Genomic DNA, 15,710 nt, shown 5'->3' with positions numbered 1-15,710 from the left:
AACATGCTTTCGGGTAAAAGCGGGTTTGGTGATCCCGGCTGGAATTGAACCAGCGACCCTCAGATTAGGAATCTGATGCTCTATCCAACTGAGCTACGGGACCACACGGTGCTAATATGCGAAAATCAGTTGCCGATCAACGTGCTGGATTTTGCTCTGCAATCTGCGCCCAATAGCTGATGCCATAAGGTATGACTTCGTCATTAAAGTCATATTTGGGGTGGTGCAAACCTGCGCTTTCACCATTGCCAATCAAAATCATCGCACCTGGTCGCGCTTCCAACATATAAGAGAAATCTTCGCCGCCCATCAGTGGAGGCGTGTCGATGTCAATGTTACTCGCACCAACAACAGCGCTTGCAGCTTGTGTCGCAATCTCAGTTTCAACGTCATGATTGACCGTTACCGGATAGCCGCGGCGGAATTCTAGCTGGACTTCGCAGCCATAGGTATCGGCAACAGATTTCGTAATCTCCCGCAAACGCTTTTCACCAAATTCACGAATGTCGCTGTTAAGTGTCCTGATCGTGCCGCCAAGTTTTGCTTCATTCGGAATAACATTATGGGCATCGCCAGCATGAAACTTGGTGACAGAAACCACGATAGATTCAAGCGGATCTACATTGCGCGATGCAATGCTCTGCAAAGATTGAACCAGCGCTGTACCCGTAACAATCGGGTCAATCGTGCCATGCGGCATAGCGGCATGACCGCCCTTGCCTTTTAGCGTGATGTTAAATTCATCTGTCGCCGCGAAGAAACCGCCTTTGCGTATCGTGAATTCGCCAACAGGTACATTGGGCATATTATGCATGCCGTATACGCGGTCGATGCCAAACCGCTCCATCATGCCGTCTTTGACCATTTCATTGCCGCCGCCACCGCCTTCTTCAGCCGGCTGGAAAATGACAACAATTGTTCCAGAAAAATTACGTGTTTCACTCAAATATTTTGCAGCGCCAAGCAGCATTGCCGTATGCCCATCATGGCCACATGCATGCATTTTGCCATCTGTTTTAGAAGCATAAGGTTTGCCGGTTGCCTCTTTGATGGGTAGCGCATCCATATCCGAGCGCAGGCCAAGCGTTTCGCCTTCACCGCGATTGCCTTTGATAACAGCACACACACCCGTGCGGCCAAGCCCTGTGACAACTTCATCGCAGCCAAACTCGCGCAGTTTTTCTTCAACGAAAGCTGCGGTCTGGTGCACATCAAACATCAATTCTGGGTTTTGGTGCAAATGCTTGCGCCACCCAGCAACTTCTGCCTGCATTTCCGCTGCTCTATTTAAAACTGCCATGATGTCGCCTCAACTTGAGTGGATTTGGTCCCCCATAGATGGCGCGGCAAAGCTGCCACATCAAGCAATTAATCGACAAAATCGGCCTTAATTGTTTGAAACCGCATGCAGCCTCTACTAAACAAAGCACGACAAAGGAGATTTCATGGCCCGCACGATTAAATCAGTATGGCTTACTCTATCGCTTATTGCTGCGATCATTGTGCCAACACACATCGCACTTGCCGGACCATCGATTGTAATCGAGATGAAATCAGGCCGTGTACTGGAAGCCAATCGGGCCTTTGAGCGCTGGAACCCAGCATCCCTTACCAAGCTGATGACCGCCTATGTCACATTCAAAGAGATTGAAGCTGGCCGCCTAACAACATCAGCGCCAGTGCGTATATCGACGAATGCTGCGAACAATCCGCCAAGCCGCATGGGCTATAAAGTTGGCTCTGTGATGACCGTCGAGAACGCTCTTGAAATGCTCATCGTCAAATCAGCCAATGATGTTGCTGTAGCACTTGGCGAAGCGGTTTCTGGCACTGAGCCTGAATTTGTTGCGCGCATGAATGCAGAGGCAAAACGCCTTGGTATGATCGACACCCATTTCGTCAACCCAAACGGCTTGCATGATGACAGCCAATACACAACAGCGCGTGACATGGGCATTTTAGCAACAGCGATACGCCGTGATTTTCCGGCCTATGATCCCATCTTCGCAGCAGAAGCAATCAGCACGGGCGGAAAAGTGACCTCGACTTACAATTTGCTGATTGGCCGCTATGCGGGTGCAGACGGCATGAAAACAGGCTTTGTTTGTGCATCCGGCTTTAATCTTGTCGCATCAGCAACCCGTAACGGCCAAACTATGATCGCTGTGGTTTTAGGTGCAGTCTCACAAAAAGAGCGCGCAGAAGAAGCTGTAAGACTTATGGAAAAAGGCTTTGCCAACCCTAATCTTGCAGCGCCGACATTGCTTGAATTGCCACGCCCTACAAATGTTTCAGATCAAGTCGCCAATATGCGCTCTACGGTTTGCACAGATGAAGCACGGGCCTCGCGCTGGGATGGCCGACAAATTGAAGGTTATATCACCTTCAATACGCCAGCGATAAAACCGCTGACACGCGCACCAAAAGCGTTAAAAACAGGCCTTGGCGGCGCAGATGGTGTTTCCAAATCGGCTGTCATGCTCAATGGTCAATTTGTTCAAGCCTATCCGGTGCCGTCTGAAAAACCAGTACGGCCAACACTTTTAGAAGATGGCGATAAAGAACAATTCGGTCTGCGGCCCGGCTTTACAGTTCCTGTTCCGAACCAGCGTCCTTCTTAAGAAGAAAGCGATGCCCACCACCTTCAACGGCTTCTGATTTAATTAGAGCATGGCCGCGTTCGCGCGCAAAATTGGGAATATCGATAACGGCAAGCGGATCAGAGGTTTCAATCCAAAGCTCTTCACCAGCAAGCATATCGCGCATACGCTTCTGTGTTTTTAAAACCGGTAACGGACAGTTCAAACCACGCAGATCGTATATTTCAGCCATATTAATTGGACACTTCTTGCGCTGTACTTTCGACAAGCGTCGTTTCTGTTGTCGTAGCAGCAGCCCCAGATGATGACGCTGTCGCAATAACATTGGCTGGCGCTACGGCCGCTTCTTCAGGCAATTTATCCACTTTCACAGCAGCCGGCGCGGGCGCAGTTGGAAGCGGTTTTAAAGAAACAGGACCGGGCTTGCGCCCTTCATGCTTTGCCAACAGCTTTTCAAACTCAACAGCGTAATTGTTTTCAAATTTGGTATAGGCCACTTCTAACTTATATGGCATTTCCATTTTCGGACACGCAGCATTAGCGTTAAAACTACCTTCAATTGCCGATTGGTTGAAGACATAGCGACGGTTACACACGTCCACTTTTGGCGGCAATTGTGTCAGTTCAAAATGGTCATAGCCTTTTTTGAGCATAGACCAATATTCAAAATGCTCGCTATCACGGTGCTTCACCATGTTTTCAGCAGTCATACGAAACGGAAAAGCTTGAACCTGAAAAGCTTCTTGCCCGCCAGCCAATGCGTCGCGCGCAAAACCATAGATTTCCGCAACATTTTCGTCCGTCATTGCATAGCAACCAGCAGATGAGCAGTCGCCATGCACCATCAGATTTGTGCCTGTTCGCCCGAGCGAACGGTCAAACCGGTTTGGATAACCTAAATTGAAAGCGAGATAATAATTAGAATTTGGGTTCATTAGGCCGCGATTGACCATGTAAAACCCTTCAGGAGCCTGACGGTCTCCTTCTTTTATTTTAGGGCCTTTAACACCGGAATATTTGCAAATCTCATAAGATTTAACCAGCGCGTAGCGACCGGTATCTTTCTGCTTCCAAACCTCAAGAGTACCTTCATCCTTGAAGATCCGCATCATGACAGGTGATGACTTCGTCATCCCTTGTGCTTTCATCTTGCGCACGACGTCCTGAGGCAATGGCTGATTAGCTTTGCGGGCAACATCCAGCACATCGCTGGAATTACATCCAGCAAGAACAAGAGCACTCGCAAATCCCAAAGCTATAGAAAAACGTCGTAAGTTCATCAGAGAAATCCAAAAAATTCGCACCTAACCATTATAGTTGACGAATTATTACCGCAAGGTTTCCAACATCACTTCACGGTTATGTGAAATGATGTTGTCCTTGCTATCTTCGCATTAAGGCCGACAAATGACGTAAGCGATTGGTGTAATTTAAAGATTACGCCCGATAGCCAGAAACTTTTCGCGGCGTTGACGCTTAATTTCAGCGCCCTCTTTGCCTTCAAACTCTTTAAGAGCATCAGCAATGCATTTTTCTGCATCGACCATGACGGCATCAATATCGCGGTGCGCCCCGCCCAAAGGTTCAGGAATAATACCGTCAATAACTTTGAACTGCAGCAAATCCTGCGCGGTTATTTTCATAGCCGTTGCAACATCTTTTGCCCGTGCAGAATCACGCCAAAGAATTGATGCCCCCGCTTCAGGCGAAATAACCGAATAAATCGCATGTTCCAGCATGAAAACCTTATTGGCAGTTGCAATAGCAATCGCACCGCCAGAACCGCCTTCGCCGATAACAACGGAGATAATAGGCACGTCGAGGTTCAGACATTTTTCAGTCGAACGGGCAATAGCTTCTGCTTGGCCGCGCTCTTCTGCGCCAATTCCTGGATATGCACCGGATGTATCAACCAGTGTGATAACAGGAATTCCAAATCGGTTCGCCAGATCCATGATGCGGACGGCTTTGCGATAACCTTCAGGCCGCGCCATACCAAAATTATGTTTGAGGCGCGTTTTCGTATCAGAACCTTTTTCCTGCACGATCACAGCAACTGATTCGCCTTGAAAACGTGCAAAACCAGCCAGAATCGCATGGTCTTCTGCAAAGTTCCGGTCACCAGCAAGCGGCGTAAAATCAGTAAACAGCGCATCAATATAGTGAATGCCGTGCGGGCGGGAAGGATGGCGCGCAACTTGCGCTTTTTGCCAAGGCGTCAGCTTACGGTAAATATCGACAAGAGCATCACGCGAACGCTTTTCAAGCCGTGCGATCTCATCGGCGGTATCAACGGCGCCTTCTTCTTTTGCGGATATCTTTTTGAGCTCGAGGATTTGACCCTCAAGGTCCGCGATAGGTTTCTCAAATTCCAGATAGCTGGTCATAGAACTCTGCCATTTTCACGCTTACTCTTGTAGCGTGAGGTGGCGGTTTCAAACACCAATGTCAAGCTTTGCAAACTTGATGCACCCAAAAACATACTAAATTTGCGCCAAAGGGTGATGCTCGCTCACCAAAGCATGCAAACGTTCATCCAGCACATGCGTATAAATTTGCGTCGTGGAAATATCCGAATGCCCCAGCAATTGCTGCACCACACGCAAATCTGCACCATTTTGCAAAAGATGTGTTGCAAAAGCATGGCGCAGAACATGGGGCGACAATTGGCTAGGAGCCAAGCCGCAGCGCGCGCCTATTGCTTTTAAATCACGTGCAAAAACCTGCCGCGCAAGCGCTTGCTCATAATTATCAGCTGGAAAAAGCCATTTACACTGTTTTGATTTGTCATTCAGGTCTCGTATTTCCAAATGATAATCAACGGCATCCATTGCTTTTTGAGACATCGGAACCATGCGCTCCTTATTGCCTTTACCTTTGACAATAAAAAACGGTTCATGACGGCGCATTAAAGAGACAGGCAAACTGACAAGCTCGCTTACGCGCAAACCTGTTGCGTATAACATTTCCAGCAGCGCGTGATTGCGAACAGCCCGCGCCTTAGCCTTTTTTGATCGTTGCGGCGCTTGAGCTTCTAATTCCGCCTGACCAAGCAAACGTGAAACATCATCTTCGCTCATCGTTTTTGGCAGTGTGCGTGCTTTTTTAGGCGCTGTGATCGTTGCCGTTGGATCGTCTTCGCGCACACCTTCTGAATATAAGAACAGATAATATTGTTTTAGCGCAGAAAGCCGCCTTGCCTGACTGGAGGCGGCAAACCCCGCAGCTTCCATCGAGCCTATATAGTCCGCGATTTGACTTTGTGATGCTTGAGCAAGTTTAACATTATTGTTGATGCGTAAAAAACCAGACGCATCATCTAAATCACGCCTGTAAGATGATAGGGTATTGGCAGCAGCGCCGCGTTCAGCGCTCATCATTTCTAAGAATGCATCGATCATATGGCATATTATAGCTTCAAAGTCTTACTGATCTGCGAAGAATATTATTGTGCGTTGGTACTAGCATCAGAACCAGTCTCTTGCCGAACAGGATTTATCTTGTCGGTTGGCACACGTTCGCTCATTTCCCGCTTGGTGGGCTCCACATACAAGACGAGCGCAAACATCGCGCCATAAATGGCACCAGCGATCAGCCCAATTGTCATTAAAAACCGAATTAAACTCGGCATATCATATCACCCAAGAATTCATCCTGCTTCATAAGCGGCTTTTCCTACACAAATCAACCGCCAAATGGCCTCAACAGCACTGACATTCTTGACATTGACGACAAGTTTATGCGCTAAGCAGTCCAGAGCGAAAGACAGTTTCATGGATATGGCAACCAAAAAGCGCGCGGCCAATGTGCGTAACCTGATCGGCGATCAAACCATTGCGCTTGTTGGCCTAATGGGGGCAGGAAAGTCTGCTATCGGCAGAAAACTGGCACTTGCGCTGGACCTACCCTTTATTGATGCTGACACAGAAATCGAAGCGGCGGCAAAAATGCCGGTTGCTGAAATTTTTGAAGCATATGGTGAACCCGAATTCCGCCGCCTTGAAGCAAGCGTGATAAAGCGTGTTTTGGAAAGCGGCCCGCAAGTTCTGGCAACCGGCGGCGGGGCTTTTATCAATGAAGCAACACGCGATATCATTCATCAAAATGGCGTATCCTTATGGTTATCAGCCGAGATTGATTTGCTCATGACTCGCGTGAGCAAAAAAGCAACGCGTCCGCTGTTAAAGAACCCGAACCCACGCGCGATCATGCTCGACCTCATAGACAAGCGTTATCCTATATACGCAAAAGCCAATATCGAAGTTCTTTCGGAAGACCTTACAAAAGACGAGATGGCCTGCATCGTCATCAAAGCATTGGATGATCACTTATCCGAGCAAAGCAATCAGAACGGAAAGTCCAGCCGCCATGCGTGATAGTAATCTCATTGAAACGGTACGGGTCGAACTTGCTGACCGTTCTTACGATATTCTAATCGGCGACAATCTGCTTTTGCAGGCGGGCGAGCAAATTAAATCCGTTCTTCCAAATGCAAAATGCGCGATTGTGACCGACGAAAATGTCGCTGCAATCCATTTAGAAGCTCTACAGGAAAATCTAAAAGCCGCAGGCGTTGAAGCCAAACCGATCATCCTTCCTGCTGGTGAAGCAACAAAAAGTTATACGCACCTTCAAACTGTCATCGAGGCCATTATCGAAATGCGCCTTGAGCGCGGTGACGCAGTCGTTGCTTTTGGCGGCGGCGTTATCGGCGATCTGGCAGGCTTTGCAGCCGCCTCTGTGCGCCGCGGCATGAATTTCATACAAATACCCACATCGCTTCTTTCGCAGGTCGATAGTTCCGTTGGCGGCAAAACCGGCATCAACTCACCGCAGGGCAAAAATCTTGTCGGTGCATTCTACCAACCAAAACTCGTGCTCGCCGACACCGCAATTCTTGATACGCTTTCTGCACGCGAGTTTCGTGCGGGCTTTGCCGAAGTGATTAAATACGGCCTCATCAATGATGCTGATTTCTACGATTGGCTTGAGCAAAACTGGGATGGCATTCAAGAAGGCGGCGAAAAACGCATTCACGCTGTCGCAACATCCTGCCGCGCAAAAGCGGCCATTGTTGCCCGTGATGAGTTCGAAGCTGGCGAACGTGCTTTGCTTAATCTTGGTCACACATTTGGCCATGCGCTGGAAGGTATTACAAAATACCAATCGGACGTCTTGGTTCATGGTGAAGGCGTGGCAATCGGCATGGTACTCGCGCATGCTTTTTCCGCCCGCATGAACCAATCATCGCCTGATGATACGGTGAGAGTGACGAATTATCTTAAAAAAGTCGGATTGCCGACAGATATGTCTGGTTTGCGCAATCACGTAAAAACGGCCGATCAAATGATGGATTTCATCGCGCAAGACAAAAAAGTCTCACGCGGTAATCTCACCTTTATTCTGACACATGGTATAGGCCAATCCTATATTGCCAATGATGTGCCGGCAGCAGAAGTGCATGCCTTTTTGACAGAGATTTTGGAGAGCTAAATGGAAATTTGGATAACAACACTCGCAATCATCGTCTTGATTGCTCTGTCCGCCTTTTTCTCTGGTTCCGAAACAGCACTCACAGCCGTCTCGCGCGGCCGCATGAAACAATTGGCCAACCAGGGCGACGTGCGCGGCGAAGGCGTCAATAAATTGACCGAGAACAAGGAGCGTCTTATCGGCGCACTTCTGATCGGCAACAACATGATCAATGTTCTGTCCTCTGCGATTGCGACGACATTGTTCTTGAATATTTTTGGCGAAACCGGCGTTGTCTATGCAACAATCGTGATGACAGTATTGCTGGTAATTTTTGCCGAAGTCATGCCGAAATATCTGGCGATTTCTAAAACTGATAAGTTCGCATTGGCTGTTCAGCCCATTATCCGCATTTTTGTTATGATCGTCTCACCGCTCGCCTATGCGGTAGATCAAATCGTCCGTTCTATTCTGGCTGCCTTTGGCGTGCGCTTTGATGACAATGAATCAATTCTTTCTGGCCACGATGAACTGCGCGGCGCAGTAGAAGTGCTGCATGAAGAAGGTTCTGTGGACAAGGAAGACCGTGCGCGTCTTGGTGGATTGCTTGATTTAAACGAGCTCGATGTTTCAGATGTGATGATCCACCGCACAAATATCGAGATGGTCAATGCTGACGATTCATCCGAAATGATCGTTAAGCAAATATTGGAAAGCCAATATACCCGCCTGCCGCTTTGGCGCGGTGAAACCGATAATATTGTCGGCATCGTTCACGCTAAAGACATGCTGCGCGCTCTGCACACGGTCGACAATGACCCGGCCAAAATCGACATTTTAAAAATCGCAAATAAACCTTGGTTTGTGCCAGACACCACAATGTTGCACGATCAGCTTAACGCCTTTTTGCGCCGGAAAGCCCATGTCGCCATCGTTGTTGATGAATATGGCGAGCTTGAAGGTTTGGTCACGCTAGAGGATATCATCGAAGAGATCGTCGGCGAGATTGCCGATGAGCACGACATCGAGGTTACTGGCGTTAAAAATGAAGCCGACGGTTCTGTGCTGGTTGATGGCTCCGTGCCGATTCGCGACCTAAACCGCGCATTGGGCTGGGACTTGCCTGACGAAGAAGCAACCACCATTGCCGGTCTTGTTATCCATGAGGCAAAACTTATCCCGATGGAAAAACAAGCTTTCACTTTTTACGGCAAACGGTTTCTTGTTCTCAAGCGTGTGAAAAACCGCATCGAAAAACTGCGCATCAAATAAGTTTAAGCCAAACGAGCACTACCAGCGCACATTATCGGTGGTTGCCGCTGGCTCTAAAGCCAACGCATGCAAACCTTCGTCCAGAACGGGCTTAAGCAATTCATTGATCAAGCGGTGTCGCTGAACGCGCCCTACGCCATCAAATTTTGCTGAAATGACCCGCACACGCATATGCGTTTCACCCGAACCATCTGCCGACCCACCGGCATGACCTGCATGCATATGGCTCTCATTAATGACCTCCATTCGCAACGGATCTAGCGCTTGAGACAAGATGTCTCTTATCTGTTTTTCAATTGAACCCATTTCATCGCCTTTCCAGCCTTGCAACACTGCTCATGTCCAGCTAAACCGGAGCGTCGCCAAATGCACGTTAATTTGTGCCTATTGTGACGGTGACAATGCTGTCAATCCTTGTTTAGCGGGTTTCACATCCCACATCGGTAATATGACCAAACGATCAAAATACTTCGATAGCATCCGTATCAATCCGGGTGGTAAAAAAAAGAAAGCCGAAGAAGAGGCTCGCAACAAATGCCAATGGGCAGGCTGCGAGAACGCTGGCGCGCATAAAGCGCCTGCAGGCAGGGACAGAGAGGGAGAATATCTCTGGTTCTGCACGGATCACGTTCGCGAGTACAACAAGAACTACAATTATTTCTCTGGCTTGTCGGATGACGACATTGCCAAGTTCCAGAAAAATTCACAAGTTGGCGATCGCCCAACGTGGAAAATGGGCACGGCAAACGCCGAATCGAATCGCTCTGCGCCAATTTTTGCTGACATGAAATCTGGCTCTGCCAAAGCGATGCGCATGCGCAATCCAACCGCATGGGACAGCGTTGTCAACGCCAAACCAGTGCGCCGCCGCTTAAAGCCGCTGGAAGCAAAAGCCATTCGCACGCTCGGTCTTGAGCAAACAGCAAGCTCTGATGAAATCAAAGCGAAGTATAAAGAGCTTGTAAAAAAGCACCATCCAGATGCCAATGGCGGTGACCGCACATCGGAAGAAATTTTCCGTGAAGTCATTCAGGCGCATAAAATTTTAAAATCAGCAGGCATGGCTTAAAGCCAGCACATTTAAGGACGATGATGGCGCATAGCGCATCAAGGAGACACTATGAATAAGATCGATCTCGATATCGCGAATATGCCAGACACAATGGTTGATGTACGCAAAACTTTCGGCATTGATGTCGATCTTGAAGTGCCTGCCTACACCACGGCCAATAGCTATGTGCCGGAAACGGATGAAGGCTATGTTTTCGACAAGCCAACAACGCTCGCTATTTTGGCAGGCTTTGCTCATAACCGCCGCGTCATGGTTTCAGGCTATCACGGCACGGGTAAATCCACCCATATCGAGCAGGTTGCAGCGCGCCTTAACTGGCCTTGTGTGCGTATTAACTTGGACAGCCACGTCTCGCGTATCGACCTTGTCGGTAAAGACGCCATCGTGTTGCAAGACGGCAAGCAAGTCACCGAATTCAAAGACGGTATTTTGCCTTGGGCATACCAAAACAATGTTGCGCTTGTTTTCGATGAATATGATGCAGGCCGCCCCGATGTGATGTTTGTCATCCAGCGTGTTCTCGAATCTTCTGGCCGTTTGACATTGCTCGACCAGAGCCGCGTGATCCAGCCGCACCCAGCGTTTCGCCTGTTTGCCACAGCCAACACTGTCGGCCTTGGCGATACAACGGGCCTTTATCACGGCACACAGCAGATCAACCAAGCGCAGATGGACCGCTGGTCTATCGTGACAACACTCAACTACCTGCCCCATGATCAGGAAGTTGAAATCATCCTGTCTAAAGCGCCGCAATATCGAAACGAAAAAGGCCGCGAGACTGTGAGCTCAATGGTGCGCCTTGCCGATTTAACACGTAACGCTTTCATTGCCGGCGATCTTTCAACTGTCATGTCGCCGCGTACCGTTATTACTTGGTCTGAAAACACCGCAATCTTCAATGATATTGGCATGGCCTTCCGCCTAACATTCTTGAACAAATGTGATGATCTGGAGCGCACGCTTGTTGCTGAATTCTATCAGCGTTGTTTTGGCGAAGAGCTTGCTGAATCAGCTGCCAATGTTGTGCTAAGTTAACGGAGACAACGTGGCAGGACCCGGCGATAATTATAAGAGAAAACCCAACCAAAAGGTTGATACGGAACCGTTCAAAAAAGCGGTAACAGCTTGCATGCGCGCCATTTCAGGCGAGCAAGAGCTGGAAGTTGTTTTCTCAAATGATAAGCCTGCTTTCGCTGGCAACCACGCCCGTATTCCAGACCTGCCAAAGCGCGTTACCAAAAACGATGTGATGATCACGCGCGGCGTTGGCGACTCAATGGCCCTGCGTGCTGCATGCCATGACGCATCGGTGCATCGCACCATGTTGCCCGAAGGCGATCAGGCACGCGCTGTCTATGAAGCTGTCGAGCAAGCACGCGTTGAATCAATTGGCGCAAAGCGCATGACTGGCGTTGGCGATAATCTTGCCGCTATGGTCGAAGATAAATTCATTCGCTCCAACCTTGCTGGCGTGACCGAAAAAGAAAACGCACCGATTGAAGAGGCGATTGCCCTTGTTGTGCGCGAGCGCCTAACAGGCCGCAAAACACCTGAAAGCGCAGCCTCTGTTGTTAATCTATGGCGTGATTGGATTGACGATAAAGCAGGCGCTGAGATCGAGCGCCTTGCCGATGATATGGAAAATCAGGCAGCCTTTGCCAAAACTGTGCGCGACATACTTTTCCGCATGGAAATGGCCGAAGACTATGAAGGTGATGGTCAAGACCAGAACGAAGACGAGTCCGACGATGAATCATCGCCGGAACCAGAAGACGATGACGACGATGGCGGCCTAGACGATCAAGAGTCAGGCGACGAGTCAACTGAGCAAGACGATACGCCCATTGAAAGCGAAGAATCGCAAGCTGGCGAGATGGATGAATCCGACGCCACTGGCGACGAGATGGATGAAGACTTTGATCAGGAGGCCGAAGAGCCTGGCGAAGCTCAACGCCCCGATCCTGGCATTCATGACATCCTTTCCGACATCGATTACAAAGTTTATTCAACCGAGTTTGATGAAACCATCGGCGCAGAAGATCTATGCGACGCTGCTGAACTTGAACGCTTGCGGATATTTCTCGACAAACAGCTTGCTAATCTTCAAGGCGTTGTCGGCCGTCTAGCCAACCGTTTGCAACGCCGCTTAATGGCACAGCAAAACCGCTCATGGGACTTTGACCAAGAAGAAGGTTATCTTGACCCTGCGCGCCTTCCCCGCATTGTTATCGAGGAACAAGCCGGCGGCTTTGGCGCTCTATCGTTCAAGCGCGAACAAGACACCAATTTCCGCGATACTGTTGTCACGCTTTTGATCGATAATTCCGGCTCTATGCGTGGCCGCCCAATCACGGTGGCTGCGACATGTGCCGACATTCTGGCACGCACACTTGAGCGCTGCGGCGTGAAAGTGGAAGTGCTTGGCTTTACCACCCGTGCCTGGAAAGGCGGGCAAGCGCGTGAAGCTTGGCTGAAAAACGGCAAGCCTACGGAGCCGGGCCGTCTCAATGATCTGCGCCACATAATTTACAAATCAGCAGATGCCCCTTGGCGCCGTGCCAACAAGAATCTTGGCCTTATGATGCGCGAAGGCTTGCTGAAAGAAAATATTGATGGCGAAGCGCTGACATGGGCATATCGCCGTTTGGCTGCGCGCTCAGAACAACGCAAAATTTTGATGATGATTTCAGATGGCGCGCCTGTTGATGATTCAACATTGTCGGTCAATCCGGGCAATTATCTTGAACGTCACTTGCGTGCTGTGATTGAGGAAATCGAAACCCGCTCAAATGTCGAAATGCTCGCAATTGGTATCGGCCATGATGTAACGCGCTATTATAAGCGCGCCGTCACAATCGTTGATGCCGAGGAGCTGGCTGGCGCGATGACAGAACAGCTCGCCTCATTGTTTGAAGAAAAAACCGGAGGTAAGCGCCGTGGTTAAATTCAAAATTGTGATCGTTAGCTTTCTAGCTCTGATGATTGCGCCCGCAATGGCCCAGACCGTTCAAAGCTTTGAGGTTAAAGCAAGATCGATTGAGCAATTTAAAATTGGCTCAAATGAAAAGACTTTCGGCCCCCTTGAATTTGTTGGCGGCCTCGAGATGACAGGCGGATCGCGTGATTTCGGCGGATGGTCCGGCATCAGCGTTTCACCCAATCAAATAGACTTTATCGGCGTTCTCGACACCGGCTTTTGGATTGACGGAAAAATCCTGCGCAATGATGAAGGCAAACCGACCGGCCTTTCAGCAAATTTGCAGGAAATTACGAACGCAGCCGGCATACCCATCACTAAAAAATGGCAAGCTGATGCAGAAAGCATCACCCGCAAAGGTGACCTTGTTGTCGTTGGTTTTGAACGTGCACACCGCATAGACACCTATAAAATTGAACCAGATGGTTCTTATTCTTTCCAAAGCACCAGCGCGCCCAATGTTCCGCTTTATGAGCTTCGTGACAATCGCGGCTTTGAAGCCATCGGCTTTGCACCGCTACAAACCGCGCTCAATGGCGCGCTTGTTGGCATCAGTGAAAAGAGCCTCGACAAAGATCAAAACATGATGGGCTTTGTGCGCAATGATGATGGCAGCAGTTTCCAGTTCTCTGTCGTCAGAAGCGATGAGTTTGATATCACCGACCTTGGCTTTTTACCGGATGGCAATCTAATCATTCTCGAACGGCGGTTTAACATAGAATCCGGCATTGCGATGCGCCTTCGCCATCTCGACGCAAGTGAAATCAAGCCAGACTCTACCGTTGATGGCGACGTCTTGTTGGAAGCCGATATGCTTTACCAGATCGATAATATGGAAGGCCTGTCGATCACGACGGACCAAGACGGCACGCCGCGCCTGACAATCATCTCCGATGACAATCATTCACTGATTCAAAGAAATCTTCTTTTAGAATTTAAACTCACCGAAACCGTGAATTAAAAATTACGCCTAACGCCAAAGACATGCGCGTTATGCCCACCGCTCATATTAGACAATGTACCATTGGCACCAGAACGGTGATGCGTGCGATAGAAAAATTCCGTCTTTGGTAGCTGTTCAAAGCTAAAGGCAATTTCAGGGCCTAGATAAAACAGCAACGCCGCATCTGTTCCTGCCGCATGAGCCCGCTTAGTCTCCAAGCCGATTGTGTCGGTGACGGCACTTAAACCAAAAGTAAAGCGTGGCGCGACGTTAACAAAGCCAATATCAAGCCCTTGATGACGAATGGTTGCGCCTGCCCACAGTTCAGCGCTTGTTGGCTGATTTTCACCAAGGCGGATTGCACCGCCAACTTCGCCGCCCCAAAAGAAGCCGTAGCCAAGTTCACCGATGTCACGGTTATAGATCATGCCGAAATTATAATTGTTCTCAAGGTCGCCGCCAAAGGGAATATTGGCATCGCCTGGAAACGAGGAAGCCGAAAACTGCCCAACAAATAAAGACACACCTTCAGAAAGAGTCTTTTCGCCAGCATGAGCCACATTGGACAGCAACAACGTGCTCAATAATAAAGTAATCTTCTTAAACATAACGCCAACTCCCACAGTCGAAATACTTTATACAGACGCAGGAACCATTGCAATATTTTGATCTAAACTTTGGTTAGATAACCGCAGGGGTTTTAATAACCAGCCTGTAGGGAAATAGCATTGCTAAACCGACAAGTATTTTCACTGTAAAGTCACCAACGGCCAGTGACATCCACAACGGTGCCTCTGCCCCAATGCCTAGAAACGGCACGGCAAAGCCGAGCGATCCATCCTGACCACCAAAGTCCAAAAAGCCAAACATCGGTGCAAAAGCGATCCCGAAGAATAAAACAGTGTCGAGGATTGAGCCCAAAAGCGTCGATATAAACGGCGCTTTCCACCACGCAGAAGCGCGCAAACGATCAAATATGGAAACATCCAACATTTGAGCAAATAGGAATGCACAACCAGATGCAATCGCGATACGCGGCGTTGCCAACCAGATCGACAATGCAACAGCGATAATAAAGCCAGAAAACACAACGATTCTGGCTTGTGACTTACCAAACCGGCGGTTCGTAAGGTCCGTAACCAAAAAGGCGAGCGGATAGGTAAAGGCGCCCCACGTCAAAATATCCGCGAGGTTAATCCCACCAATTTGAGCTTGAACAGGAAACTGAACAAGAAAATTGGAAGCAAGCACAACGGCGCACATAGCGATAATGAAAAAGGGGGTGTTTTTTAACATAAGCATTTTTTTACCCTGGGTGATGCCACCAGCTGGAGAGAAAAAGGAGCGGACAATTGCCCGCTCACACTAAAATAT

Annotated in this window: 17 protein-coding genes and 1 tRNA gene; 8 read left to right on the top strand and 10 right to left on the bottom strand. The window is 49.0% G+C overall.

What is annotated here, in order from left to right:
- Positions 1-26: 26 nt before the first annotated feature.
- Both N530_RS0111970 and N530_RS0111965 read right to left on the bottom strand, forming a co-directional pair.
- Positions 27-103, bottom strand: a tRNA-Arg gene (locus N530_RS0111970).
- Between the two features lie 33 nt (positions 104-136).
- Positions 137-1,300 (bottom strand): M20 aminoacylase family protein, encoded by a 1,164-nt coding sequence (locus N530_RS0111965; RefSeq protein WP_026480878.1) that lies wholly within the window; start codon positions 1,298-1,300, stop codon positions 137-139.
- 145 nt (positions 1,301-1,445) lie between these two features.
- Here N530_RS0111965 and N530_RS0111960 point away from each other — a divergent pair, with 145 nt between their 5' ends.
- A complete protein-coding gene (locus N530_RS0111960; protein ID WP_026480877.1) occupies positions 1,446-2,621 on the top strand; it encodes a D-alanyl-D-alanine carboxypeptidase family protein in 1,176 nt (391 codons plus the stop codon).
- On the opposite strand, the gene N530_RS0111955 is transcribed toward N530_RS0111960, so the two are convergent.
- The 5 genes from N530_RS0111955 to N530_RS0111930 all read right to left on the bottom strand — a co-directional run bounded on the left by N530_RS0111955 (position 2,587) and on the right by N530_RS0111930 (position 6,231).
- A complete protein-coding gene (locus N530_RS0111955; RefSeq protein ID WP_026480876.1) occupies positions 2,587-2,832 on the bottom strand; it encodes a sulfurtransferase TusA family protein in 246 nt (81 codons plus the stop codon). The two genes, N530_RS0111960 and N530_RS0111955, sit on opposite strands and share 35 nt — an antisense overlap.
- A gap of 1 nt (position 2,833) precedes the next feature.
- Positions 2,834-3,880 carry a murein L,D-transpeptidase family protein gene (locus N530_RS0111950; protein ID WP_026480875.1) on the bottom strand — a complete coding sequence of 349 codons (1,047 nt, stop codon included), beginning with the start codon at positions 3,878-3,880 and terminating at the stop codon, positions 2,834-2,836.
- 150 nt (positions 3,881-4,030) lie between these two features.
- Positions 4,031-4,987 (bottom strand): acetyl-CoA carboxylase carboxyltransferase subunit alpha, encoded by a 957-nt coding sequence (locus N530_RS0111945; protein WP_026480874.1) that lies wholly within the window; start codon positions 4,985-4,987, stop codon positions 4,031-4,033.
- Between the two features lie 96 nt (positions 4,988-5,083).
- A complete protein-coding gene (gene xerD / locus N530_RS0111935; RefSeq protein ID WP_026480873.1) occupies positions 5,084-6,001 on the bottom strand; it encodes a site-specific tyrosine recombinase XerD in 918 nt (305 codons plus the stop codon).
- 44 nt (positions 6,002-6,045) lie between these two features.
- The gene (locus tag N530_RS0111930; RefSeq protein WP_026480872.1) at positions 6,046-6,231 is read right to left on the bottom strand and encodes a hypothetical protein; all 186 of its coding nucleotides are present in this window, start codon (positions 6,229-6,231) and stop codon (positions 6,046-6,048) included.
- Between the two features lie 142 nt (positions 6,232-6,373).
- Between N530_RS0111930 and N530_RS0111925 the strand changes: the two genes are divergently transcribed.
- The 3 genes from N530_RS0111925 to N530_RS0111915 are packed head-to-tail and all read left to right on the top strand — an operon-like array spanning position 6,374 to position 9,344.
- Complete coding sequence (locus tag N530_RS0111925) at positions 6,374-6,976, top strand: shikimate kinase (RefSeq protein ID WP_026480871.1); 603 nt, start codon at positions 6,374-6,376, stop codon at positions 6,974-6,976.
- The gene (gene aroB, locus N530_RS0111920; RefSeq protein WP_026480870.1) at positions 6,969-8,093 is read left to right on the top strand and encodes a 3-dehydroquinate synthase; all 1,125 of its coding nucleotides are present in this window, start codon (positions 6,969-6,971) and stop codon (positions 8,091-8,093) included. The genes N530_RS0111925 and aroB overlap by 8 nt, the downstream gene beginning before the upstream one ends.
- Positions 8,094-9,344, top strand: coding sequence for an HlyC/CorC family transporter (locus N530_RS0111915; protein WP_026480869.1), 1,251 nt, complete (start codon positions 8,094-8,096; stop codon positions 9,342-9,344). It begins immediately after the preceding gene.
- A gap of 18 nt (positions 9,345-9,362) precedes the next feature.
- On the opposite strand, the gene N530_RS0111910 is transcribed toward N530_RS0111915, so the two are convergent.
- Positions 9,363-9,650: a BolA family transcriptional regulator gene (locus N530_RS0111910; protein ID WP_035267072.1), complete on the bottom strand. Its 288-nt coding sequence runs from the start codon at positions 9,648-9,650 to the stop codon at positions 9,363-9,365.
- 142 nt (positions 9,651-9,792) lie between these two features.
- On the opposite strand from N530_RS0111910, the gene N530_RS0111905 reads away from it, so the two are divergent.
- Genes N530_RS0111905 through N530_RS0111890 form a run of 4 tightly spaced genes read left to right on the top strand, consistent with a single transcriptional unit; the run spans position 9,793 to position 14,354 of the window.
- Positions 9,793-10,413, top strand: coding sequence for a J domain-containing protein (locus N530_RS0111905; protein WP_018690228.1), 621 nt, complete (start codon positions 9,793-9,795; stop codon positions 10,411-10,413).
- 51 nt (positions 10,414-10,464) lie between these two features.
- Positions 10,465-11,451, top strand: a complete 987-nt coding sequence (gene cobS / locus N530_RS0111900) for a cobaltochelatase subunit CobS (protein WP_026480867.1) — start codon at positions 10,465-10,467, stop codon at positions 11,449-11,451.
- Between the two features lie 10 nt (positions 11,452-11,461).
- Entirely contained in the window at positions 11,462-13,360 is a 1,899-nt protein-coding gene (cobT, locus tag N530_RS0111895) for a cobaltochelatase subunit CobT (RefSeq protein ID WP_026480866.1), read from the top strand.
- On the top strand, positions 13,353-14,354 hold the full coding sequence (locus tag N530_RS0111890; RefSeq protein ID WP_026480865.1) for an esterase-like activity of phytase family protein: 1,002 nt from the start codon (positions 13,353-13,355) through the stop codon (positions 14,352-14,354). The genes cobT and N530_RS0111890 overlap by 8 nt, the downstream gene beginning before the upstream one ends.
- Here N530_RS0111890 and N530_RS18685 read toward each other — a convergent pair.
- Positions 14,351-14,944: a hypothetical protein gene (locus tag N530_RS18685; protein ID WP_051540922.1), complete on the bottom strand. Its 594-nt coding sequence runs from the start codon at positions 14,942-14,944 to the stop codon at positions 14,351-14,353. The genes N530_RS0111890 and N530_RS18685 overlap by 4 nt on opposite strands.
- A gap of 73 nt (positions 14,945-15,017) precedes the next feature.
- Positions 15,018-15,638 carry a VUT family protein gene (locus tag N530_RS0111880; protein ID WP_026480864.1) on the bottom strand — a complete coding sequence of 207 codons (621 nt, stop codon included), beginning with the start codon at positions 15,636-15,638 and terminating at the stop codon, positions 15,018-15,020.
- Positions 15,639-15,710 lie beyond the last annotated feature (72 nt).

It is taken from the genome of Ahrensia sp. 13_GOM-1096m (genome assembly GCF_000620605.1).
GTDB lineage: Bacteria > Pseudomonadota > Alphaproteobacteria > Rhizobiales > Rhizobiaceae > Ahrensia > Ahrensia kielensis.
Note: the sequence above shows the minus strand (reverse complement) of the source record. Positions and strands in the feature narration are given on the sequence as shown.